At 59.3% G+C, this 22,652-nt stretch carries 14 protein-coding genes; 7 read left to right on the top strand and 7 right to left on the bottom strand.

Features of this window, described 5'->3' with window-relative positions; genetic code table 11:
* Positions 1 to 8: 8 nt before the first annotated feature.
* Positions 9 to 3,605 carry a Tc toxin subunit A gene (locus AABM54_RS05205; protein WP_347904245.1) on the bottom strand — a complete coding sequence of 1,199 codons (3,597 nt, stop codon included), beginning with the start codon at positions 3,603 to 3,605 and terminating at the stop codon, positions 9 to 11.
* Between the two features lie 433 nt (positions 3,606 to 4,038).
* On the opposite strand from AABM54_RS05205, the gene AABM54_RS05200 reads away from it, so the two are divergent.
* The 3 genes from AABM54_RS05200 to AABM54_RS05190 all read left to right on the top strand — a co-directional run bounded on the left by AABM54_RS05200 (position 4,039) and on the right by AABM54_RS05190 (position 11,152).
* Positions 4,039 to 9,657, top strand: a complete 5,619-nt coding sequence (locus AABM54_RS05200; protein WP_347904244.1) for a hypothetical protein — start codon at positions 4,039 to 4,041, stop codon at positions 9,655 to 9,657.
* Between the two features lie 166 nt (positions 9,658 to 9,823).
* Positions 9,824 to 10,288, top strand: a complete 465-nt coding sequence (locus tag AABM54_RS05195; RefSeq protein ID WP_347904243.1) for a multidrug transporter — start codon at positions 9,824 to 9,826, stop codon at positions 10,286 to 10,288.
* Between the two features lie 39 nt (positions 10,289 to 10,327).
* Entirely contained in the window at positions 10,328 to 11,152 is an 825-nt protein-coding gene (locus AABM54_RS05190) for an SDR family oxidoreductase (RefSeq protein WP_347904242.1), read from the top strand.
* Between the two features lie 48 nt (positions 11,153 to 11,200).
* Here AABM54_RS05190 and AABM54_RS05185 read toward each other — a convergent pair whose 3' ends face one another.
* On the bottom strand, positions 11,201 to 12,088 hold the full coding sequence (locus tag AABM54_RS05185; RefSeq protein WP_347904241.1) for a LysR family transcriptional regulator: 888 nt from the start codon (positions 12,086 to 12,088) through the stop codon (positions 11,201 to 11,203).
* Positions 12,089 to 12,198: 110 nt separating this feature from the next.
* On the opposite strand from AABM54_RS05185, the gene AABM54_RS05180 reads away from it, so the two are divergent.
* The 4 genes from AABM54_RS05180 to AABM54_RS05165 all read left to right on the top strand — a co-directional run bounded on the left by AABM54_RS05180 (position 12,199) and on the right by AABM54_RS05165 (position 16,334).
* Positions 12,199 to 13,578, top strand: coding sequence for an MFS transporter (locus AABM54_RS05180; RefSeq protein WP_347904240.1), 1,380 nt, complete (start codon positions 12,199 to 12,201; stop codon positions 13,576 to 13,578).
* Positions 13,575 to 13,973, top strand: coding sequence for a DUF4440 domain-containing protein (locus AABM54_RS05175; RefSeq protein WP_347904239.1), 399 nt, complete (start codon positions 13,575 to 13,577; stop codon positions 13,971 to 13,973). Before AABM54_RS05180 ends, AABM54_RS05175 begins: the two co-directional genes overlap by 4 nt.
* Before the next feature lie 318 nt (positions 13,974 to 14,291).
* Positions 14,292 to 15,305, top strand: coding sequence for a sel1 repeat family protein (locus tag AABM54_RS05170; protein WP_347904238.1), 1,014 nt, complete (start codon positions 14,292 to 14,294; stop codon positions 15,303 to 15,305).
* A 654-nt stretch (positions 15,306 to 15,959) separates the two neighbouring features.
* Positions 15,960 to 16,334, top strand: coding sequence for a DUF6124 family protein (locus AABM54_RS05165; protein WP_347904237.1), 375 nt, complete (start codon positions 15,960 to 15,962; stop codon positions 16,332 to 16,334).
* A 284-nt stretch (positions 16,335 to 16,618) separates the two neighbouring features.
* On the opposite strand, the gene AABM54_RS05160 is transcribed toward AABM54_RS05165, so the two are convergent.
* The 5 genes from AABM54_RS05160 to AABM54_RS05140 all read right to left on the bottom strand — a co-directional run bounded on the left by AABM54_RS05160 (position 16,619) and on the right by AABM54_RS05140 (position 22,486).
* A complete protein-coding gene (locus tag AABM54_RS05160; protein WP_347904236.1) occupies positions 16,619 to 17,365 on the bottom strand; it encodes a hypothetical protein in 747 nt (248 codons plus the stop codon).
* Positions 17,366 to 17,561: 196 nt separating this feature from the next.
* Positions 17,562 to 18,416 carry an HlyD family secretion protein gene (locus AABM54_RS05155; protein WP_347904235.1) on the bottom strand — a complete coding sequence of 285 codons (855 nt, stop codon included), beginning with the start codon at positions 18,414 to 18,416 and terminating at the stop codon, positions 17,562 to 17,564.
* A 10-nt stretch (positions 18,417 to 18,426) separates the two neighbouring features.
* The gene (locus tag AABM54_RS05150) at positions 18,427 to 18,627 is read right to left on the bottom strand and encodes a DUF1656 domain-containing protein (protein WP_347904234.1); all 201 of its coding nucleotides are present in this window, start codon (positions 18,625 to 18,627) and stop codon (positions 18,427 to 18,429) included.
* A complete protein-coding gene (locus tag AABM54_RS05145; protein ID WP_347904233.1) occupies positions 18,617 to 20,803 on the bottom strand; it encodes an FUSC family protein in 2,187 nt (728 codons plus the stop codon). The genes AABM54_RS05150 and AABM54_RS05145 overlap by 11 nt, the downstream gene beginning before the upstream one ends.
* 183 nt (positions 20,804 to 20,986) lie before the next feature.
* Positions 20,987 to 22,486, bottom strand: a complete 1,500-nt coding sequence (locus AABM54_RS05140; RefSeq protein WP_347904232.1) for an efflux transporter outer membrane subunit — start codon at positions 22,484 to 22,486, stop codon at positions 20,987 to 20,989.
* Positions 22,487 to 22,652 lie beyond the last annotated feature (166 nt).

Here is a 22,652-nt window from a genome sequence, read left to right as displayed (position 1 = left end):
ATCGTTCCTTAAACACTCGCAAGTGATGGATGAGCGTCGGGGCTGGTGGCCATGACGGCGTCACCGACGGATTTCCAGGCATTCAGGGTGCTCTGGGCGTTCAGACTGGTAGCTTCCAGCAGCGTTTTGGCGGACAACCCACTGGCCTGGCAACTCGCCTGGCAACGGCGGACCCAGTCCACCTGCGCCATCGAACAGGCACGCCTGTCAGGCAAGGTATTGGTCAGGGTCGCGATTTCTGTTTCGGGCCACTCCAGCAACCGGGCCAATGCACTGTTGGCCGTTTCACTGGCGATCTGGCGCAGGGCCTTGTTTTTCAGTTTGGAGCTGGCCGGGTTGGCGACGCTGAAGTAACTCAACACGCTGTCTTCCGACTGGCTCTGGCTGTGCAGCCACTGGCTGAAGCGCTCAAACAGGTAGAGGTCGGCGAGCGAAGACTCACTGTTGGTTCCGGGGTATTCACCCAACCAGTCGGGGTTGACCAAAAATACGCGCAGCGCGCTGTCGCTCAACCGTAGGCTCAGGGCGATTTCGGCATGCCGCGAAACACGTTGAAAATGCTCGATCAATCCGGGATTCGTTTCCCCCAAAAGCGCTTCCCGCAGGATGTTGTAGACCTTAGAACCGGCCCAGTGGATAACCGCAACGCAGCGTTCCGGCGGTAGCTTGGCGGCTTCCTGAAACAAGCCTTCGAGCAACTGGGTTTGCCGGTCATACGCACCGAGCAGCAGCGCGACGAGTTTTTCCGTGCCGGCCAGTTTGACTGGCCCTGTCAAATTGAGTGGATTGACCAGCGCCTCAACCTTCGTTCTGAGCCACGTGACCGGCTCGTCCACCAGACTCAAATCACGATCCAGCCCAAGCGACAGGCCAGCGTCATTGAGCAGCCCGTGGCTGACCAGCATTCCGAACCAGTTGAGTGCACCTGGAGTCGGCCTGTCATCATGGGTAGGCAACCCCAGAGCAGCGACCTGCGCCCTGGTCACCACACTAAGGACCGTATCGTCATGCAACTTGGCCAGACGCTTGAGCAGGTCATCGGGCAGAGGCGCAAACCCCAGGGCACCGACCACCTGAGTGCCTTCCAACTCATCGGCGGCTACCAGCGGCACATTGGGCCCCAGACGCTGTTGCAACTGCGCAACGGTCTGTTGGCTCCCCTTGAGCCATTCGACAGCCCAGTCCAGTTGCATCAGCACATCGAGGATGTCCGGGGTGTCCGGTGATGTTCGTGGGCTCAGGCGGCCACTGGCCAGCGCCGTTTTGTAGGCGTGACCACCGAGCAGGCTGGCCAGTGTCAGAAGGTCGTTGACCGAGTAACCGAAGAGCTGCGCAACCCGCGCCTGGCGGTAGAGCGACGAGACGGTGGGCAAGTCACGCTTGAGCGCCTTCAGGTGTATTTCGGTCTGTTTGGCAATCAACAGCAACGAGTCTTCAGTCGGCTGCAAACGGAGGCCGGCGCACAGTTGCAGCAAGGTCTTTTGCGTGGCGGCGTCGGTGCCGATCAGTGTGAATACCGTTTGATCAAGGATCAGCGGCGTATCGAACAACGGCACCCGGTTGAACACCTGGTCGAGCAACGGCACCTCATCCTTGCCACTGGCATAAGGCGTGAGGTCGTGCATCAGCGCGGCGAACTCCTGTGGATCGATGCCATGACGCTGGTTCAGGTGGCGATAGACCCCGAGTGCACGCAGGGTGTTTTCGTTGAGTTCCATTCTCAGGTTGGTTTCGCCCTCGGCCCGGATCGCACTGACGATCAAGGTGTCCAGTTTCGCGAAGGGAATGCCCATCCAGCGTTGCAGACGAATCATTCGCTGCAGACGATCGAAACGATCGAGCGAGGTTTTGGTCATGCGCCAGCATTTCGAGCCGTCTTTTTCGAATTGCTCCAGCCCCATGGAATTATCGAACTGATCACGGATGATCGACTCGGGGGTGGGTGGCGTTTCGCTGTCGTACAGATCCGCCCCGGTGCCTGTGCCATTGACGTAGCAGGCGCCATAGTGGTTCGAGTGGGGGAACAGCAAAACCTTGGTGGTGACGTCAGGGAGCGTCACCCCTTCGTGTTGCAGATTTTTGCTGGGGCAGTTAGGTGACAATCGCACCGCGTACTGCTGCCGGGACAAGAGCATTTCGACCTGCTCGGCGTCCAGCCCGGTGCGCGGCATGAAGTCGTTCAGCTCGGCCAGCTTCGACACTGGCCATACGTCTGTGATGACAACGCCGTATGACTGTTGGAAGAAAGCGTGTTCCGCGGTTGTCAGGCTGTAATGCTCATCCAGAGTGAGGGTGAAGCGTTGTTTGGCCAGACTTACCACCGGGGCTGCAACGGTGCCGGTGGCGGTGATCAGATCAAACGTGGCGGTGTAACCGGCCTCCGTGGGTGTGGGCGGTGCCGTACTGGCTTTGATGAATGAGGTGATCGTTAACACTGATGCTGCGTGTAACTTGTTGAGCAACCACTTATTGGAGTTGGTAGGTGTAGCGGAATTCAATCTCAGACTCACAATCTGGTCTTTCCCAGTCGTGCGAAAGGTCACGGGGGCAACGTTTGCTGCATCCGCTACAGTGGTGGGGATATTTGCAATGGGGTCAACGACGCCGACGTCCGCTTGCCCTGAAGGCAACAAAAAACAGGTCCCCATTGGCGTGTGGGGGCAAAGGTAAGTATTACCAGCGCTACTCCAACCGACGGTCAAATCACTGCGCGTCAGGTAAAAGTTGCTGAACACCGAGGGTTCGATCAGTAGTTTCTGCTGATCTGGACTCAACCCTGACAACAGCCGCTGCGCGTGCAGAACCGGCTGGCCCACTTTGCCATAGGCATTGGTGGCGGACTGTGTGATTGGCAGTAACCGGCTGGCCTGGTAATTCAACTCCCCGAGTCTCGGTTTTTTGTCGGATAAACCCAGCTGACATTGATGGTGATAGAAGTTGTAGGGCAGTTCGAAGGGGTAGCGGCGCTCGGTCAGTACCTGGTGAGTAGACTTGCCTTTGTCTGCCGCAATGCCATCCAGGTAAGTGCGCAGGTTTTTGCCCAGCACCTCGTTGACGATTTCCAGCATGGGTCGCGGGGTAAAAGTACTTTCCTGGGTGATCAGCAGGTCCTTCAGGTCGGGGCGGCGGCTATCCAACAAGATGCGTTTAGTGTCAGAGCCCGTTGTTTCCAGTTGCTGGATAAACGCCCGCAGCGCGCTCAGGTAGGCCACCGGTGAGTCGATGGCGGCAATGGCCCCGACCTTGCAGAACTCGTCCCAGTTTTCCTTGAACAGATTGGGGAAGGTGGGCCCCAGGGGAACAAGGGAGCGAACGCCGCTGCGCTCGGCCAGTTGCTGGAAGGTGCCGGATGAGGTTTTGTACTCACGGTACAAGCGCGCAATCAGGGCCGCGTAGCCCATGGCATTGTCATAGGCGAGGTCAGCATTGGCGTCGCTGAACCTGGCAAGCTGCCGAGCGAACGCCGGCTTGGGCAGGCGAACGATGTCGAAGACCGAGGTGAACCCCAGATTCTGCATGGCCGTCTCGAAATTGGCCCGGCCTTTTTTCGGCGAACTGTCGATCTCGACGAGCGCATTCATCAGTGAGTTGTTTTCGACGACCATATCAATGGTTCTCCTGCCAAGTAGGGGTGGGGCATTGAGAGCTGCCCGACAGGATCAATCTAGCGATAAGCACGGGAGGTGTAACCTGTCAGACCTGACAGGTTGATAGGGTTTCTTTAGACCGAATTAGCTCAACCTATTCGGTTTTTATATGAAATATCGAGAAAACATGGACTGCCGACATCAGTGCAAAAAAGTCACTGAACCGTGGCGGCCAAAACGCACAAAGGGGCGATCAGGTAGATGCACAGGTCGCTGCGCAGGGTGATCACGTTAACGGATTTACACAGGGTCGGCGCCCGACGTCCTGACTTAACATCACGACCGTTTGTCGTACCTGTCAAATCTGACAGGTGGTTTTGGAGCAGATGAATCAGGTACAAGTGGCGCTATAACAACGAACGAGAATGCACCACTCGGGAGCGCTGACCTCATGACTGACGAAACGGATGATTCTTTGAACCCCTTGTATATTGACCCACAGATCGAGACCCCAAGAGGAGGAGCTGTTGTTTCCACAGACGGGTTTTATGTGGAGGCCTGGGCCCCCTTCCCAGTTGTATCCAATGGATGGAAACTGGAGTTCTGGGGCAGTAGCAATCCGCACTATTCCACCGAGAGCCCATCACCCCATTTCAAAATGTGGATACCGGGTAATGCCATCAAACCCGGGACGTTTCACTTCAAAATCCGTTACAAACATCTGGGCATCAACAGCGGCTGGGCGGAATCGTACAATCTGACGATGACGGCGCCAAAACCGCCCAGGCCGGTGATTACCAACCCCGGGGTTGTATGGACGGCTCGACCAACAATAAGCGGAACAGGTGTTGCTGGCGCCTCTGTCGCACTATTCAAGTCCAATACCGGCATGGATGGTTCTATTGGGATGGGGTCAGTGCAGTCCAATAACAGGTGGACGGTCACAGTGACAAGTCCTTTGGAGATGGCCGACCCCATCGTATTGACGGCTTCGCAGAACTTGAACGGTGAGCCGTCCGACAGGTCGAACCCCGTCAGCTGTGCGGTATTGTTCAAGCCGGTAATCACCACCATCACCGTTGCTGCCGATGGCAAACCCACCATTAGCGGAACCGGGGGGCTTAAGGACGCCACACTAAATATCTACGCTCAAGGGGGAGTTGGCAGTATTGAGTTACTCACGACGGTTCGATCGGATGGCACCTGGTCGATTGCCACCACCGTCCCGTGGACCGTTGCTAAGTACACCATCACGGCAAAACAGATTGGGAGGCAGACCGGGCACAGTTCAGACTGGGCAGATAGCAAAGAGGTTGTGGTGAAACCACCGAAGCTGGTGATCACCCAACCCACCTCGCCGATAGAATCCGGACAGGCAATCCGCGGCACCGGGTATTACCCTGGAGCCAAATTGACCCTGATCCGGGGCGGCGTAGCGCTGCCAGGAACATTCACGAGTGACGAGGCTCTATGGACATTCACGCCTAACGCCATGATGCCGGCCACCTGGACGATTACCGCGGAACAAACCTTCGGCGGCGCAACCTCGAATCGAAGTGATCCGGTTACGTTCAACATTGTGCCGTACCCGCCGGTGATTACTGGGCCTGTGCAGGATTCGACGATAGCGCAGAATCAGGTGATCAACGGTAATCGCACTATATATTGGGAGACAACGCTGACAATGCTGGAGGGTTCGGGCACTGAAGTGCCTGGAAGCTTTACGAAAAAAGCTGATTACACCTGGTCATTTACCCCCAGCCCGGGACTGCCGCCTGGCACCCGGACATTCAAGGTGATACAAACCGTGAACGGGGTGCCTTCCGCAGCCAGCGCTCCTCGCACGTTTAAAGTGAAGCCGCCCAAGCCGGCAATCACCCCACCGCCCAACCCGGCTGCAGCAAAACAGGTACTGACCATCACCGGCGTTTATTCCGGCACCGTCACCCTGAAGATGCTCACTGAGGCCGGCACCGAAGTAGCCGGCGCCTTCAGCACCACCGGGGCTTCCCGTACCTTCACGCCCACTCAGGACTGGGCACCGGGCTCCAACAAGGTCAAGGTCGTGCAGACCGTGGGCGGTGTCGCGTCCGACCCCAGCGATCTGGTCACGCTGACAGTGAAACCGCCCAAACCGGTGATCACCGGGCCGACAACCCCGACGCCCCCTCGACCAACATTTAGCGGCACGGGGCATGACGGGGCGACGGTCAATGTTGTTCAACAGAGCCACTCAACCCCCATTTTGGCCACAGCGACAGTGAGAAGTGGCACCTGGTCGGCGGCTCTAAATGCAAGCATCCCTAATCTTCCGGCGGGACCCTATCCTCTTTCCGCCCGGCAACTGGTCGGGGGCGTGCCGTCTGACTGGACTCCGACGTTCGAGATCAATGTAAAACCACCTAAACCGTCAATCACCCGACCGCCCAACCCCGCCGATGAAAAAGAGGTGCTGACCATTACTGACGTTTGGTCCGGCACCGTCGGCCTGTATATGTTCAGTGAGGCGAACGTCAACATAGTCGGCAACTTCAGCCCCGAGGGGACTACCCGCACCTTCACACGCACGGCCAAATGGCCACCGGGCACCAACAAGGTCAAGGTCCTGCAGATCGTGGGCGGTGTCGCGTCCGACCCTAGCGATCTGGTCACACTGACAGTGAAACCGCCCAAGCCGGCAATCACCCCACCGCCCAACCCGGCTGCAGCAAAACAGGTACTGACCATCACCGGCGTTTATTCCGGCACCGTTACCCTGAAGATGTTCAATGAGGCCGGCACCGAAGTAGCCGGCGCCTTCAGCACCACCGGGGCTTCCCGTACCTTCACGCCCACTCAGGACTGGGCACCGGGCTCCAACAAGGTCAAGGTCGTGCAGACCGTGGGCGGTGTCGCGTCCGACCCTAGCGATCTGGTCACACTGACAGTGAAACCGCCCAAGCCGGCAATCACCCCACCGCCCAACCCGGCTGCAGCAAAACAGGTACTGACCATCACCGGCGTTTATTCCGGCACCGTCACCCTGAAGATGTTCAATGAGGCCGGCACCGAAGTAGCCGGCGCCTTCAGCACCACGGGGACTACCCGCACCTTCACACCCACGGCCGACTGGCCACTAGGCACCAAGGTCAAGGTCGTACAAACCGTGGGCGGTGTCGCGTCCGACCCTAGCGATCTGTCTGAGGTTGCGGTGAAACCACCTATTCCAGCGATCACCGGGCCGACACCCCCAACGTCCCCTCGACCAACATTTAGCGGCACGGGGCATGACGGGGCGACGGTCAATGTTGTTCAACAGAGCCACTCAACCCCCATTTTGGCCACAGCGACAGTGAGTAATGGCATCTGGTCGGCGGCTCTAAATGCAGGCATCTCTGATCTTCCGGCGGGGCCCTATCCTCTTTCCGCCCGGCAACTGGTCGGGGGCGTGCCGTCTGACTGGACTCCGACGTTCGAGATCAAGGTAAAACCACCCACGCCGAAGATCGCCAGACCGCCCAACCCGGCCACCATGAGACAGGCACTGACCGTTACCAACGTGTATTCCGGCATCGTCACCCCGACGCTACGCAATGGGTTCGGCAATCCGATCGACGGCGATTTCGATGGCACCGGGACTAGCCGCACCTTCACACCCTCTCAGGACTGGGGCCTGGGTGATAACACGGTCGGGGCGGTACAAACCGTTAACAGTGTGGAGTCCGATAGAAGTGATGCGCTCACGTTTAAAGTGGTACCGCCCAATCCGGAAATCACCCAACCACCCAGCCCGGCCGCAACGAGACAGGCACTAACCGTTACCAATGTGTACCCCGGCATCGTCACGCTGAAGCTTCTCACTGCGGAGGGCCGTCCAGTAGGCGGCGATTTCGATGGCACCGGGACTAGCCGCACCTTCACGCCCTCTCAGGGCTGGGATTCGGGGGAAAACACGGTCAGGGTGGTACAAACCGCTGGCCGTGACTCTCAGCAAAGTGATCCCATCACGTTTAAAGCGAGACCGCCGACACCGGCAATCGCCCCACCGCCCAACCCAGCTGCGGCGAGACAGGAGCTGAGCGTTACCGAGGTTTATTCCGGCATCGTCACGCTGAAGCTTCTCACCGCGGAGGGCCGTCCAGTAGGCGGCGACTTCGATGGCACCGGGACTAGCCGCACCTTCACGCCCTCTCAGGAGTGGGATTCGGGGGAAAACACGGTCAAGGCGATACAAGCCGTGAACGGTGTAGATTCCGACCCCAGTGACGAATGCACCTTCACCGTGGCCGTGGAGGAAAAACCTGAAACACCATACTTCGTGCTGCCGGAGACAGGGTTCCAAACCCCAACGCGTCCAACCATCAGGGTAATCGGCTTGCCTTCGGCGCTGATGACAGTGCGGCTTGAGGGCTCAGAGACGTTGCACTCGGACACAGCGAACGCGGAGGGCGTGCTGGAGTTCGTGGCCGCGACGCCCTTGGTGCCTGGGCCCAATGCGCTTCAGGTCAAACAGCAGCAGGCAGGCCCTGAGTCCGACTGGAGCGAGCCGCACGCGTTCACGGTCAAAGAACTGCCGAAAGTCCCCGTGATTAATGCACCCACCCAAGGCAGTAGCCCCTCCACTCGCCACATCATGATCAGAGGCGAAGGTGAAAGCCGGGGGCAGATACGCCTGCGCCACAAGGATGCCCCCGAGAACCTGATTGGTATCGTCGAAGGTTCCTCGTCCTGGCGCTGGACCGCAAAGGAGCCATGGGACCTTGGTACGTACACCATTGAGGTGCAGCAGACAGACGACGGTGACAGTTCTTCATGGACAGAGCCACGCACATTTACAATCGTCGAGGCACGATACGGGATCGGTGACGCCGGCCCGGTGCTCGCGCAGCCGGTGGTGAGCAACCACGAGAGCGTACTGTTGCGGGTTCAGGTAGTGTCCGGCGAAACCGGTGCAGCGGTCGAGGGAGTGGAGGTTGAGTGGCGCATTGTCGGCGAACAAGCCGTCAAGGCGATTACCGTGACCGACCCGCTGGGTTGGGCCCGCTATCTCTATACGCCAGACACTGCAGGTGAGCATACCGTCGTGGCAGATCTGACCCATGAGAATCAGGGGGTAGAGATTACCCAACGGTTTGAGGTCACTGCATTAACGGACGATGCCTGGGCACAGGAATTCGAGCTGTATCTGGAGGGTGAGAAGGTTGATCTGGCCAAGGGCGATCTCGCACTGTTACGTGGTAAAGCCTATGAATTGGAGCTTAAGGTCAAGAACGGTAGCTTGTTGATTGGCTCCAGCGTCACCTTGCAAGACCTATCGGAAGCCGAGGCACTTGGCCTGAGGTTTGTTCCACCGTTGGGCGCGCCACAACCGCTGGAAGAAGGACAGTCCGTGCGTTGGTCCATCACTTCCGACACAGGTAAAAGCGGTTACTTCGGCTTGAAATTGACCAGCCCGAGACTGCCGGACTGGCAGTTGCCGGGGCGAGTGATTGCCCAGGATCTGAGTGAGGACGTGGACGTACATTTCGATACCTTTGCCAGGGTATTCGGGGGCGCCCCGGCGTATCCGTGCATCGGTGCGACGCATACCTTAACCGTGCGGCCCAAAGCTCAGAGCTTGTTGCTTGGCAAGAAGGTGATTCTGGAAATAACGGAGGACGCCGCAAGCCTCGGGGTCGTCGTGAGCCCTGAACCGAACATTCCTCAAACGCTGGGGGCAGACGGTGTGGGCTGGACGTTCAATTGCGTTAACAGCACGAAAAGCGGGAGTTTTTCAGTGCGGTTGAGGGTGCTGGAGTGGGATCTCAGCTCTTTGGCGTTACCGATGCTTCTGGGGAATAACAAAGTAAAAGTGGTTGATAGTGATGGGCCTCGTGAAATTGGTGGGACCGGTGAACGTTGGAGGACTGGGGTTTGTGTTGCTTCTGCGTTCACGGAGAAGGTCGTTGAGGTGCCGGTGACGGTGCGTATTACCGGCAAGGAACCATCGTTAGGGGAAACTGATAGCCGAGGTTGGATATATATCCATCATGGTGCTGATGAGTCAGTCATCTTCACGTTTCACAACCTGTATGACGGAAGTACTGCCTGATAGTCCGTACTGTTTTTGAAGCAAACAACGCCCTTTCTCGTCCGGGAAAGGGCGTTTTTCACTCCCACACTTGCCTCCTTCCATTTACCGAATCACCAAACCCGCCCATCGCCAATCCCATCTACGCTTAGGTAGGATGGACCTCCCCTTCCCGAGGTTTGGCTTCATGTTCATCGGCGTTCTGCTGGTCATCACCTGGCTCATTCTTTTGCTGCGCTACCCGTCCCGGGCCTTGCCGGTTTCACTGGCGGCCGCTATCGGGTTGGGGCTCGTGGCGACTTGGGTGGTGTGGCTCGACAACCGCGAGGCCAAGCAACTGGCGCGGCTGGAGTTGCGCATCACCTATGCGCCGGAACACTGCCCGGCGGATCGGCCCTTGCAGTTGAAAATGAACAACGGCAACGACGTGCCGCTGACCGAGTTGCGCTGGCGGATCGCGGCCTATGCGCCGGGCGACACCGTGAACCTGGCCGATAACCTGTACGCCGCCCCACGCTATCGCGGCCCCGGCGAATTGCAGGCCGGCGCCAGTTGGGAAGACTGTTTGCCGATGCCGCCGCTGCGCTCCGGCTATCGCCCGCAAACCCTGGAGTTTCGCGCCGAGCGTTTGCAGGGTAGTTTCTCTGACTGACCCCTCACTTCCCCCCTTTTCTTGCACAAGGACCGCGCCATGCCCCTCGCGTTAATCACCGGTTGTTCCAGCGGCATCGGCCGCGCCTTGGCCGACGCTTTCAAAAACGCCGGTTACGAGGTCTGGGCCACGGCGCGCAAGGCTGAGGATGTGGCGATACTCGCGGCGGCCGGGTTCACGGCGGTACCGCTGGACGTCAACGACGGGCCGGCGCTGGAGCAATTGAGCGAACGCATCAATCAGCAACACGGCGGCCTCGACGTGCTGATCAACAACGCCGGTTACGGCGCCATGGGGCCGCTGCTCGACGGCGGCGTGCCGGCGATGCAACGCCAGTTTGAAACCAACGTGTTCGCCGTGGTCGGCGTCACCCGAGCGTTGTTCCCGGTGTTGCGCCGCAGTAAAGGCCTGGTGGTGAATATCGGCAGCGTCTCCGGTGTGTTGGTCACCCCGTTCGCGGGCGCCTACTGCGCCTCGAAAGCCGCGGTGCATGCCTTGAGCGATGCGTTACGCATGGAACTGGCGCCGTTCGGCATCCGGGTGATGGAAGTCCAGCCCGGCGCCATCGCGTCCAGCTTCGCAAAGAATGCAGGCGCTGAAGCAGAGCAGCTCATCACCGAGCAATCGCCCTGGTGGCCGTTGCGCGAAGGTATTCGCGCCCGGGCCAAGGCCTCGCAGGACAACCCGACCCCGGCCACAGTGTTCGCGACAGGGCTGCTCAAAGCCGCGCAACAAGAAAAACCGCCGCGCTTGCTACGGCTGGGCAACGGCAGCCGGGCGTTGCCGCTGCTGGCGGGGTTGCTGCCCAAGGGATTGCTGGAAGCCGGGTTGATAAAGCGGTTCGGATTGCGCGGACAACTTTAAGACCGCTTCGACACCATCGCGAGCAAGCTCGCGATGGCGTCAGAATGTTCAACCCAATTGCGGGTTCTTCATGAAATCGATGAATGCTCTGACCTTCAACGGCAAATGCCGGGTATCCGGATACAACGCGTAGACCCCTTGCCGGGCGAACTGATGATCGGGCAACAACCGTTGCAAGCGTCCGGCATCCAGATCTTCCTGAACCAGCCATTGCGGCAAAATCGCCACGCCGTGCCCGGACAACGCGAACGCCCGCAGCGTGGACGAATTGTCCGCAACAATGGCGGTTCTTCCCGGCCCCGGTTGATAAAGATGCTCGCCGCCCTCGGGGTCCGTCACTGTCAACTCGCTCACCCGCCCATGCCCCAACGTCGGCAAGTGCTCCAGCGCCGCCAAGGTGCTGACAGCCTCATGGCGCTCGATCAGGTTCGGCGCCGCCACCGAGAAAATCTCGAAGGTCGACAACTGCACCGCCCGCAGATTGGAATCGAGCATGCGCCCCAGCCGAATCGCCAGGTCAAAGCGCTCGGAAATCAGATCGGCGTGGGTCGAGGACGTGGACAAGTGAATGTTCAACTGCGGGTGCAACTCCCGAAATACATCCAGCGCGGGCACCACCCGGGCCAACGCATATTCCACTGTGGTGGTGATGCGCAGCGTGCCCCTGAGCTGCGTGTGTTCCGAACGGGCCTCCTCGATCGCCAGTCGTGCTTCGTCCAGGGTCCGCAGGCAACGCAGGTAAAAGCGCTCCCCGGCATCGGTCAGCGCCAGTTGCCGGGTGTTGCGGGTCAGCAAGGTGACGCCGAGTTCGGCTTCCAGACGCTTGAGGTTGAAACTCACCACGGCGCGGGTTTGCCCGAGCAAGTCGGCGGCAGCGGTCAATGACCCCGCCTCGACCACGGCTTTGAAGGTGTCGAATCGATCCAGGCTGACCATGTTTACACCGAAGGTTTGTCAAAATAATTTTGACAAACTAGCAGCCAAACCACCGTTTCTCCAGCAGCGCAAACGCCCTACCCTGCGCCTCTGTCTGCCTGGAGGCTGCCATGGCCTATCGCTCCAAAGTCGCGCTGGTGTATTTGCTGGGCTTCGCCCTCGACCTGCTGAACATGTTTGTCGCCAGCATCGCCTACCCCGACATCGCCCTCGAACTGCACGCCTCGGTCACCGAACTGGCGTGGATCAGCAACGCCTACATGCTCGGGCTGACGCTGATCATTCCGTTGAGCGTCTGGCTGGCGGCACGGCTCGGCGAACGGCGGCTGATCCTCGGTTCATTGCTGCTGTTCGGCCTCGCTTCGGTGCTGGTGGCGGAGGCCAGTTCGATTGAAACGCTGATCGGTTGGCGGCTGGTTCAAGGGCTCAGCGGTGGGCTGTTGATTCCCATTGGCCAGGCCCTGGCCTTCCGACACTTTCCACCGGAACAACGCAGCCGCTTGACCACCTGGGTGATGTCGGTGGCGTTGTTGGTGCCAGCGCTGTCGCCCGCGGCCGGTGGGCTGATTGTTCAGGCCCTGTCCTGGCGCTGGGTGTTTTACCTCAACGTGCCGCTGACCCTGCTCGCGTTTGTACTCGGTGTGCTATGGCTGAAGGCCGATGCTCCGGCAACCGAGCGCCCGACACTGGACGCCCGTGGCCTGCTGCTCGCCGCCTCGACCCTGGGCCTGCTGCTGATTGCCTTGAGCCTGTTGAGCGACACCGCAAGCCGTCGCCTCGGCATGCTCGTACTGATGCTGAGTGCCGTTGCACTGTGGCTGTACCTGCGCGATGGCTGGCGAAAACCGGCACCCGTCCTCGATTTGCAACTGCTCAACAGCCCCTCGCTGCGGCTGGCGATGCTGGTGTATTTGCTGATACCCGGTGTGTTCATCGGCACCAGCCTGATTGCAGTGCTGTACCTGCATCAGCTCGGTTTTGGCACGGCGCAAATTGGCGCGTTGATGTTGCCTTGGGCGCTGGGTTCAGCGGTGGCGATTGTCACGGGCAAGCGCTGTTTCAACCGCTTCGGTCCCAAGCCTCTACTGGTCGTCGGCATGCTGTTGCAGAGCCTCGGTATTGGCCTGCTGACACTGATCGATCAGCCGCAAGGCTCGCTGCCGATCATCGCCTACACCTTGATGGGGCTGGGCGGCAGCCTGTGCAGCAGCAGCGCGCAAACCCTGGCGTTCCTCGACATTCGCCCTGAACGCATGGGCCACGCCAGCGCGCTATGGAACATCAATCGGCAACTGAGTTTCTGCCTCGGTGCGGCGGTGTTGAGTGCCTTGCTCGGCGCCCTCGGCCCTCAATCACCCCACGCGTTCGAGCGGTGTTTCCTCGTTGCGGCGCTCCTCTCGCTGCTGCCGATCTTCGCCGTTTTGCGCTTCGATTCAACAACCGTACGGGCGCTTCTCAGCCCTTATCCCCCTCAGGAAAAAACCTCATGAACGACTACCGCGAGTATTTTGATGAAGTGATCCACGCCCATCAGTTGATCGAGCAATGGTTTTCCAGCCAGCAGAATGACGGGACGCTGGAACATCTGTTGACGCGCTTTTCGCCTGAATTCTCGATGATCACGCCGATGGGCAAAGCCCTGGACTTCATGGCCCTGACTGCACTGTTCCAGCAGGCGGGCGGCAAGCGTCCGGGCTTCACGATCCAACTCAGCGAGTTACGCGGTATCGATCAACACGCCAACGGCGCCACCGTCAGCTACCGCGAGGCGCAGACGGATGGAACAGGGTTACGCACGGCTCGGTACTCAACGGCGATCTTTGAAAAGCCGCCTTCTGGGCAGTTGAAGTGGCGGCACCTTCACGAAACATTCTGTAACGAGTAAGCGGGCCGCAGGCCCGGATGAAATTGCCAATCCATTCGATGTCAGTAAAATGCCCGCCTTTGAAGCGCCCAGCGCTTCACACAGGATTCAGTGGTACGCAAGGAGAATGGATGCGCCAGCGATAAACGCCAGGTAAGGGACTGCCAGCGACTCACAGAACCGGTATTGCCCTGCCTGCCCCTGATAAAGCGACGATCCGTTCGCCTGTCACGCGTTTTTCGCCTTCAACCATTACCCGCCCCATCCGAACACCTGGCCTTGAGCGCCTCACTCGGGCCTTTTGTCGCACCGTTTTTAATACAGATCAGGGAATATCCGTTGAAACTCTCCAACCTTCTACCTTTGGCCGTCGCAACGTTGCTCATCGGTTGCGCGACCCCACCGGCAGATAAAGACCAAAGCCTGAACGACACACTGCCCACACTCACCTTGCAAGACGTACTGCCTGCACCGGTCGCCAATGAGTACTGCAACGCGAGCATGGACAGCGACATCTTGTATGGCATTGGCAGCCGACTGTTTAACAACGATGAACTTCAGGAAGCCAAGAGTTGCTTCATCATGGCGGCGCCCAAGCACGACCGTGCTTTCTGCTTTTTGGCGACCATCACCGAACAGGACGAGTCCAAGACCGAAGCCCAACGCAATACTGAAGCGTTCAACTACATCGCTTATTCGGCCGCCAAAAATGACTGGTGCGCCGCGTTCGGCATGTACCAAAGCTACTCGTACCCAAGCCGCGGCGCCAAACAGGACAAAGCCCTCGCCCTGCGTTGGCTGGAGCGCTCCGCACGCCACGGCAGCCCGGACTCGCAGCACATGCTCATGAGCCTGTATGAAAACGAAGGCAAGTTAGTCGACAGTTACGCCTGGTCGAGAATCAAGAGCACCGCGGATGACACGTCAGACACGGACGACCTGAAAAAAGAAATGACGCCTGAGCAAATCGCGCAAGGCGACAAACTCTATGACGAACTCCGCAAAACCGTGACCACTCAAAAAGCCATGTATGACGAGGCACGGGAAGAAGACATCGGGCTGTACTCGGCGAACATCCATCTGGACTTCCCGGACACGTTCAAAGGCATGCCGTCGGCTGAGCGCTATAACTTCGTCAAACAATCCATCGCCACCGTACTGGCTTATCCAGGCATGGAAACACGCGGCCAAGTGCTGAGTTACATCATCATCGCCCGGCAGGCACAGCTGAAAAACCCGGCCATCGACATTCTGCAGAACAAACAGATTGTGGCCATTTTGAAAGACGACAACCTGACCATGGGCCAAACCATCGATCAGGCCACCAGCATCCTGAACACAGCGTACAAATAACCGCTTGGCCTAATGCCGGTCAGTTAAGAAAACTCAGCGTCTGAATGCTTTGTTCTGATCCGAAATCCACCCCTCACTGTAGAGACCGGTACATCCTTTACACACCCCAACCCTCTCCCCAAAGGGGCGAGGGGAAAGGGAGCAGATCTCCATGCCTTTCAAAACCTGAGTTCGACTCGGACTTTCAGGTCGATGTCACTCGAATGAACACCGCCGTCAGTTCCCTCGCCCCTTTGGGGAGAGGGTTAGGGTGGTTCTCGAGTCTGGCAAACAACCTGAAGCACTCCTCGTAAAAGTGACGCTAACTGATCGGCATTAACCACTTGGCCTGTATGTTGTGAAGGGCTAGGGCCCGCATCAACACCGCATGTTTCCCTGCCCAAACAACACAAAACCCGCCACCTCTCACAAGACTGGCGGGTTTTGTCCATTGAGGCATTCCATTGCCGGGCATGGGAACCATCAAAAGGAACGTTTATGTCGAGTCGCTTTTTGAAGGACAATGCCAGCGCTTCCGAGGAAGGTTCCGACATATTTTGACGGTTGCGCTGGGTGATGAGGGACGGATAACCTTTTCGGGTCGCTGCCAATCAGCGATCGGGTGTGGTAGCCCGGATATTTCATAGGAGTGACTCAACCCACTGGAACATCACTATGTCTAAAGCTACCCCCAATCCCACTGAAACCGACAGCACCTCCCCCTACGCCTCTCTCGACTCAAAAGAACTCCACGCCGCCGCCCACCGCGCGCTCGATCACTACCTGGTGCTGCCCGAAACCAAAGCACTGTTAGCCGACCGACGTCCCGGCTGCATTTTCGTTATTGCCCTCGACGTCGACAGCGAAACCCTGCTGGCTCACGCCTGCGAAACCCTGGCGTCGGCCAATGTCATGGCCAGTGATCTGGCGTTTGAGCTTGAAGGCCCCAAACGCAATACCGCCCTGGCAATTCAGCAGCTGATTTCCCTGGCCGAGTTGGCGGTGAATCGCGCGCTGGATCACCTCGATCCACCGGATTCACCAGCGTAACAACTGCTACGCGCTTTTGTGGCGAGGGAGCTTGCTCCCGCTCGGCGGCGAAGCCGTCGTAGAACCTGAGAATGCGGTGTACCTGACAGAATGGAGTTGCGACCATTTGGGGCCGCTTCGCGCCCCAGCGGGAGCAAGCTCCCTAGCCACAGAAAGCGCCCCTCGCCACAGGGTTACTCCACGCCCTCTTGGTTCACCACCGTGCACGTAATCCCCGCCGCCAGCAGCACCCCGTCCGACACTTCATCAATGTGGGCAATTTGGTTGTATCAAACCCTTCCCTGTCAGAGCGGGTAGGCAACCAGATTAGGAACGTTCTGGAATGACGGGTCCTGACCCGACGCGACCGGGTAAAGCAGTTGAACGGAAACAGGCAGGTCTGTGTCCGGCTCCAATAGGTACTTGTCCCCCTTGGGCGTGCGCAACTCGATAATCCCCTCTGTACCGTCATGCGTCACGTCGAGCCAGGGATTGGCGTAAATTTTCGTGCCCTGTGGCAATCCTGCGCTCGAAACTTTCCACTGCGCAATCGAGTGCCGGGTGGATCTTAGAATGAGGTCATAACTGTATATCCAGCCTTTAGTGGCCTGATCCTGCCACGCACCATTAAACGTCTGACGCACCTGGATTTCTTGCTCTTCAATACCCGTTGCCAAAACAGCACAATAGAGATCCACCATATGGGTCGGCTGGTAATAAATAATTGCGCACAACTCGGCAACTGATGAAGACCTTAAATCTTTTTCGGAAATTAAAGTCACTGTGCGTTTAGGGTTCCACCCCTGAGTTTGCACATCAGTAATCGTTATCATGCTGGAGTCATAGAAACCCGGTCTAAAAACCATCTGCGCACCCTTGACTGGCATCGAAGCGTGCAGCAGGGTCACGCCCTCGTATGCCCGGAACTCCAGACGTGATCCGACAGGAGGTGGTGCGCCATCCGTTTCAAGGGTAAATCCGAGCGTCACCGGCACGCCCTTTTTAATACCATTGATAAAATTATCCATCTTGACATTTATCAGCTTTGTCATTTTCAAAATCCTTTTTAAAAATACTATTACACCAAAAAAATATAGCCGGATAAGTACCAACCCTTAAATACAAACCAATATAAGCCACCTATAAAAGTGACGACCTGCAAACTAACACATAACAAAACAACCAAACCCCCTAACTAACACCCCATTACAATTGGCACACAAAAAGAACAACACACCTGCTGCAAAGTTACTCTTCACCAACCACCACCGTACAAGTAATCCCCGCCGCCAGCAGCACGCCATCCGGCACTTCGTCGATGTGTATCCGCACCGGCACCCGTTGCGCCAAGCGTACCCAGTTGAACGTCGGGTTGACGTCGGCGATCAACTCGCGGCTCTCGGGGTTGTCACGGTCGTAGATACCGCGCGAAATACTCTCGACATGGCCCTTGAGCACTTCGCCGCTCATCAGTTGCATATCGGCCTTGTCGCCGACCTTCACACGCGGCAGTTTGGTCTCTTCGAAGAAGCCGTAGACCCAGAACGAGTGCATGTCGACCACGGCCATTTTCGCTTCGCCGATGCGCGCGTAATCACCGCGATGAACGTTGAGGTTGGTGACGTAACCGTCCACCGCCGCCAGCACTTGAGTGCGCTTGAGGTTCAGTTCCGCTGCTTCCAGTTGCGCCTGGGCGTGCTGATAGTCGGCCAGGGCCGAGTCGGCGATGTTGCTGGCGTCGTCGCGGTTTTCCTTGGAGATCACCAGGTTGTCGAGGTCGGCGCGGCGGTGCGCGTTGACCTTGCGCATTTCCCAGGTGGCCTTGCGTGAGGCCACCAGCGACTGCGCTTGCTTCACCGCGATCTGGTAATGCTCAGGGTCGATCTGCATCAGCAGGTCACCCTTTTTCACCAATTGGTTGTCACGTACCGGCACGTCGACCACCTCGCCCGTGACGTCGGCAGCCACGTTGATGATGTCGGCGCGCACCCGGCCGTCACGGGTCCACGGGGTGTTCATGTAATGCACCCACAACGTGCGGCCGATCCACATCGCGAGGGCCAGCACCAACAAGGTCGCAAGCAGGCTGAAGAGCTTTTTCATCGAATCGGTCTCACTGATAAACAGTCAGCGCCAGGGCGCCGAACAAACAAGTAAAGAGGCTCAGGCGCAGCAACGCCGGGTGCCAGAAGAAGCGGTACAGATCAAAGCCCGAGAGGAACCGGTCCAGTGCCCAGGCCAGCGCCGCAGCGATGAAAAACATCAGGGTCATGGTCGGCATGTACACGCCGTGGAAGGCGATTTCACGAGGCATGGTCAGGTCCTTGAGCGGCGGCGAGTGCCGCCAGCGGCGATTGCGGATCGAGCAACGAGGTGCGGATGAAATGCAGGTAACTCTTCACCCGGCGCAGCGCCGAGGTGTCAAAGTGCGGGGCGAAGGGCTCGTCGGTGGCCTGGACGCGGCTGATGGCGTGGTCGACCGCAATCAAGCTGCGCTCCAGGTTGCTTTGGCTCGGTTGCAGGAACAGCCGCACCAGCGAGCGCCCCATGACCCGGATCGCCTGCCGCCACGATTGGGTTTCGGCATAGGCTGGATGCACGGGGAGAATCGCCTGTTCCTTGCGCAACTCGATGATCGCGTGGCCGACTTCCAGCACCACGAACATCCAGCGCAGCAGGTCGCGTTGCACCTGCGGTTGCCCCGCCGCCAGCCCATAGGCCTGATGCACGAGGTCGCGGGTGCTGCTTTCGAAACTTGAGGCCAGCCCCTTGAGTTTGCCGCTGATGGCGTACACCACTTGCCCGCGCAGGTCCTGCTCCAGACGACGCCACAACCAGCGACTGTTGGGCGGCAAAATAATCGCCCCGGCCGCCGCGCACACCAGCATGCCCAGCACCATGGCGATGTAGTCGTTGATGAAGGTGTAAGGGTTGTAGACCGTCAGGTTATCCGGCACCGAACCGGTACTGAAAAAGATCAGCAAGCCCAGGCCCACGCCTGCGTACTGCGGCCGTGAGGTGAGGAACGAACCGAGGACGATCACCGGCGCGAGCATCACGCACAACAGGGGAAAACCGTCGATCCAGGGGAAGATGAAAAACATCTCGACGAAGCCGATCAGCGCCCCGAGCAACGTCCCGCAAGCCATTTGAAACGCCATGCGCTTGGGGTTCGGCGTCGCGGCTGACAGGCCAACGGTGGCCGCCGCAATCAAGGTCATGGTGGCGCCGCTCGGCCACGCCGTGGCGACCCAGTAACTGCCCAGCACGATCAGGATGAACGCGGCGCGAATCCCCGAAGCGGCGGACGCCAGCCCGTTGGTTTTCGGGGTGTAGGGCTCGTCCCATTGTTCGCGTTCGTGGCTGTGCTCGGCCAGCGAAGCGTGGGTCTGTGCATAACTGTGCAACTCATCGACGAAGCGATACAGCAGCTCGTACGCGGTGTGGAAATCCAGTTGCTCGGCGTCGCTCGGCCCGGTCTCCTGAAAGATCGCCCGCAAGCTGCGAACCCGCGCCGGCAACCCTTCTTTATAAGCTGCCAGTTGCGCGGCCAACCGCGCGGCGTCGGCATGGGTCAGGGCGCGGCCGGAGAACCCGTCGAGCAGTTCGGCCAGGTCCTGCAAACCGGGTTTGATTGCCGCCACCACGTGATCGGTGCCACTGCTGCGCAGGCGTTCGAGCAACTGGTGCAAGGCGTTGAAACGGGTGGTGATGCCCATGAACTCGCTGTTCAAGCGGCTGAGCCGACCGTTGCGCCGACGCATGTGCGGGTCCTCGAACACAGTGACGCTGCGCAAGCCTTCCAGGCCCACGGCTTCGGCAATGAAACCCACGTTGCGCCGTTCAAAGGTGTCGCGCTGACTGCGCCCGCGCAAGCCATCGGTGACGAACAGCGCGAACACGCCGAAGCGTTGGTACAACGCGTTGCGCATCGCCGCACTGGCGGTTTGCGGCAGGATCGCGGCGCTGACCAGGGTCGCACAGAGAATCCCCAACGAGATTTCCAGCACCCGCCAGACCGCCGCCATGAACGCGCCGTCCGGGTGCGCCAATGCGGGCAAACCGACCATCGCGGCGGTGTAACCGGCCAGCACAAAACCGTAGGCGCGAAAGTTGCGATTACGCGCCGCGCCCGCCGAGCAGACCCCGACCCAGATCGCCAGCGAGCCGAGAAACAGTTCGGTGTTCTGCGCGAACAACGCGATCAGCGCGACCATCACCGCCGAGCCGGCCAGGGTGCCCAGGAAGCGATAGAAACTCTTGGCGAACACTTGGCCGCTCTGCGGCTGCATGACGATGAATACAGTGATCATCGCCGTGCGCGGTTGCGGCAATTCCAGGCGCATGGCCAGCCACAGGGTCAGGAACGCGGCAATCAACACTTTGAAAATGTAGACCCAGGTCACGCCGTCACTGCGTGCCCAGTCGAAAAAACCGCGGCGCCATTCAAGGGAGTACAGCCAGCGCAGCGGTGCAGGCAAGGGAGTCATGAAATCCTGCTCATTGAGAAAAGACTTGGGACAGGCGAGATCCTGTGGCGAGCGCGCTTGCTCGCGCTGGGCTGCGTAGCGGCCCCAAAATTCTGGCAACCCATGTCGGTTTTGTGAGTGCTACGCACTCAAGCGCGAGCAAGCTCCCTCGCCACAAATGTGGGCGTGCCTGAAACATTGGGTTCACCTCAAAATACTCGGGGTTTTCGGGGCCTGGACTTTGCTGTCGGCCGGCACATCGTTACCCGCGCCGAGCCCGCCGCCGAGGGCGGTGACCAGCTCGGCATGGGCGCTCAACCGAGCGGCCTGAACCTGCTGCTGCACTTGCTGCTGTTTGAACAACAGGCTCTGGGCATTCAGCACGTTGAGGTAATCGGTAAGGCCGCGCTGGTAGGCGATCATCGCGATGTCGTAGGTCTTCTGCGCCGCGGCCACCGACTCGGCGGCGAAGGTTTGCTGCTTGTCCATGGACTCGCGGCGAATCAACTGATCAGAGATACTTTTCAGCGCATCGACCAGCGTCTGGTTGTACCTGGCCACGGCGATGTCATACCCGGCCGCGGCTTCGCCCAGTTCCGAGCGCAAGCGCCCGCCATCGAAGATCGGCAGGGAGATTGCCGGGCCGACGCTGTAGTTGAGCTTTTTGCCAGTCAGAAACTCCAGCGCGCCGCCGCCCGTGGCCATGTAGCCCAGGCTGCCAACCAGATCGACGTTGGGATAGAAACCGGCGTGCGCCACGTCGATACCGCGTGCCTGCGCCGCCACTTGCCAACGGCTGGCGACCACGTCCGGACGCTGGCCGAGCAACTGCGCCGGCAGCGCCGAAGGCAGTTTCAGCGCGGCACCCAACGACAATGTCGGCCGCTGCAAGCGTGCGCCCTCCCCCGGGCCCTTGCCGGACAGTGCGGCGAGCTGGTTGCGGCTCAAGGCGATTTCTTCGTCCAGTGCGTCCAGTTGCCGATGGGTTTCCGGCAGCGGGGTTTGGGCCTGGCTCACTTCAAAATGGGTGCCGATACCGCCGTCCAGACGCTTTTGCGCCAGGTCGAGAATCTGCTGTTGCTGAGTGAGGGTCGCCGCCACGATGTCCCGCTGCGCGTAATGCAGCGACAACTGGATGTAGGCGCGCACCACGTTGTTCTGCAATTCGAGCTGCGCCATGCGCGCTTCGGCGGCGCTCATGTGAGCCATGTCCACGGCGCGCTCGGTGGCATTGCGTTCGCGGCCCCACAGGTCGAGGGCATAGCTGAAACCCAGCGCGGCGTTGTTGTCCCAAGTGGTGGTGTTGGCCAGCTCGCCCGGCCCGTAGAACTGATCGGTGGGCCAGTTGTGGCGCTTGAGGGTGGATTGGCCGTTGACCTGCAACGACTCGACCGACTCGGCGACACCGGCCATGGACTTGGCCTGACGCACGCGAGCCGCGGCCATGGCCATGCTTGGGCTACCCTCTACGGCACGTTCGACCCAGGCATTGAGTTGAGAGTCGCCATAGGCCTGCCACCAGTGGGCAGTGGGCCACTGCGCGTCCTTCGCGGCGCTTTGGATAGCGTCGTCTGTGGCCAAGGTATTGGCGGCGAGTGTCTTGCCTTGTGGGGCAATTCCTCCGGTTCCGATGCAGCCGCTGATTGCTAACGATAAAGCCCAGACACTGAGAGTCTTCAGCTCTCTGATGATGCGACGCGGCACTGCTGCAAATTCCTGGAATAGGGGGAGGTACGAAATATTGGGGAACGGACACCGCCCCCTGTGGGAGCGAGCTTGCTCGCGATAGCGGTGGGTCAGGCAACATCAATGCAGGCTGTGATGGCCCCATCGCGAGCAAGCTCGCTCCCACAGGTTTGATGTTCCGGCG

Source organism: Pseudomonas purpurea (genome assembly GCF_039908635.1).
GTDB lineage: Bacteria > Pseudomonadota > Gammaproteobacteria > Pseudomonadales > Pseudomonadaceae > Aquipseudomonas > Aquipseudomonas purpurea.
This window is presented reverse-complemented; position numbering and strand designations above follow the sequence as displayed.

Excerpts from the sequence above, each read along its gene's own strand:
- AABM54_RS05155 (WP_347904235.1), bottom strand. The coding sequence starts at position 18,416 with ATGAAAAAGCTCTTCAGCCTGCTTGCGACCTTGTTGGTGCTGGCCCTC.
- AABM54_RS05195 (WP_347904243.1), top strand. The coding sequence starts at position 9,824 with ATGTTCATCGGCGTTCTGCTGGTCATCACCTGGCTCATTCTTTTGCTG.
- AABM54_RS05160 (WP_347904236.1), bottom strand. The coding sequence starts at position 17,365 with ATGACAAAGCTGATAAATGTCAAGATGGATAATTTTATCAATGGTATT.
- AABM54_RS05165 (WP_347904237.1), top strand. The coding sequence starts at position 15,960 with ATGTCTAAAGCTACCCCCAATCCCACTGAAACCGACAGCACCTCCCCC.
- AABM54_RS05205 (WP_347904245.1), bottom strand. The coding sequence starts at position 3,605 with ATGGTCGTCGAAAACAACTCACTGATGAATGCGCTCGTCGAGATCGAC.
- AABM54_RS05145 (WP_347904233.1), bottom strand. The coding sequence starts at position 20,803 with ATGACTCCCTTGCCTGCACCGCTGCGCTGGCTGTACTCCCTTGAATGG.
- AABM54_RS05175 (WP_347904239.1), top strand. The coding sequence starts at position 13,575 with ATGAACGACTACCGCGAGTATTTTGATGAAGTGATCCACGCCCATCAG.
- AABM54_RS05185 (WP_347904241.1), bottom strand. The coding sequence starts at position 12,088 with ATGGTCAGCCTGGATCGATTCGACACCTTCAAAGCCGTGGTCGAGGCG.
- AABM54_RS05200 (WP_347904244.1), top strand. The coding sequence starts at position 4,039 with ATGACTGACGAAACGGATGATTCTTTGAACCCCTTGTATATTGACCCA.
- AABM54_RS05150 (WP_347904234.1), bottom strand. The coding sequence starts at position 18,627 with ATGCCTCGTGAAATCGCCTTCCACGGCGTGTACATGCCGACCATGACC.
- AABM54_RS05180 (WP_347904240.1), top strand. The coding sequence starts at position 12,199 with ATGGCCTATCGCTCCAAAGTCGCGCTGGTGTATTTGCTGGGCTTCGCC.
- AABM54_RS05190 (WP_347904242.1), top strand. The coding sequence starts at position 10,328 with ATGCCCCTCGCGTTAATCACCGGTTGTTCCAGCGGCATCGGCCGCGCC.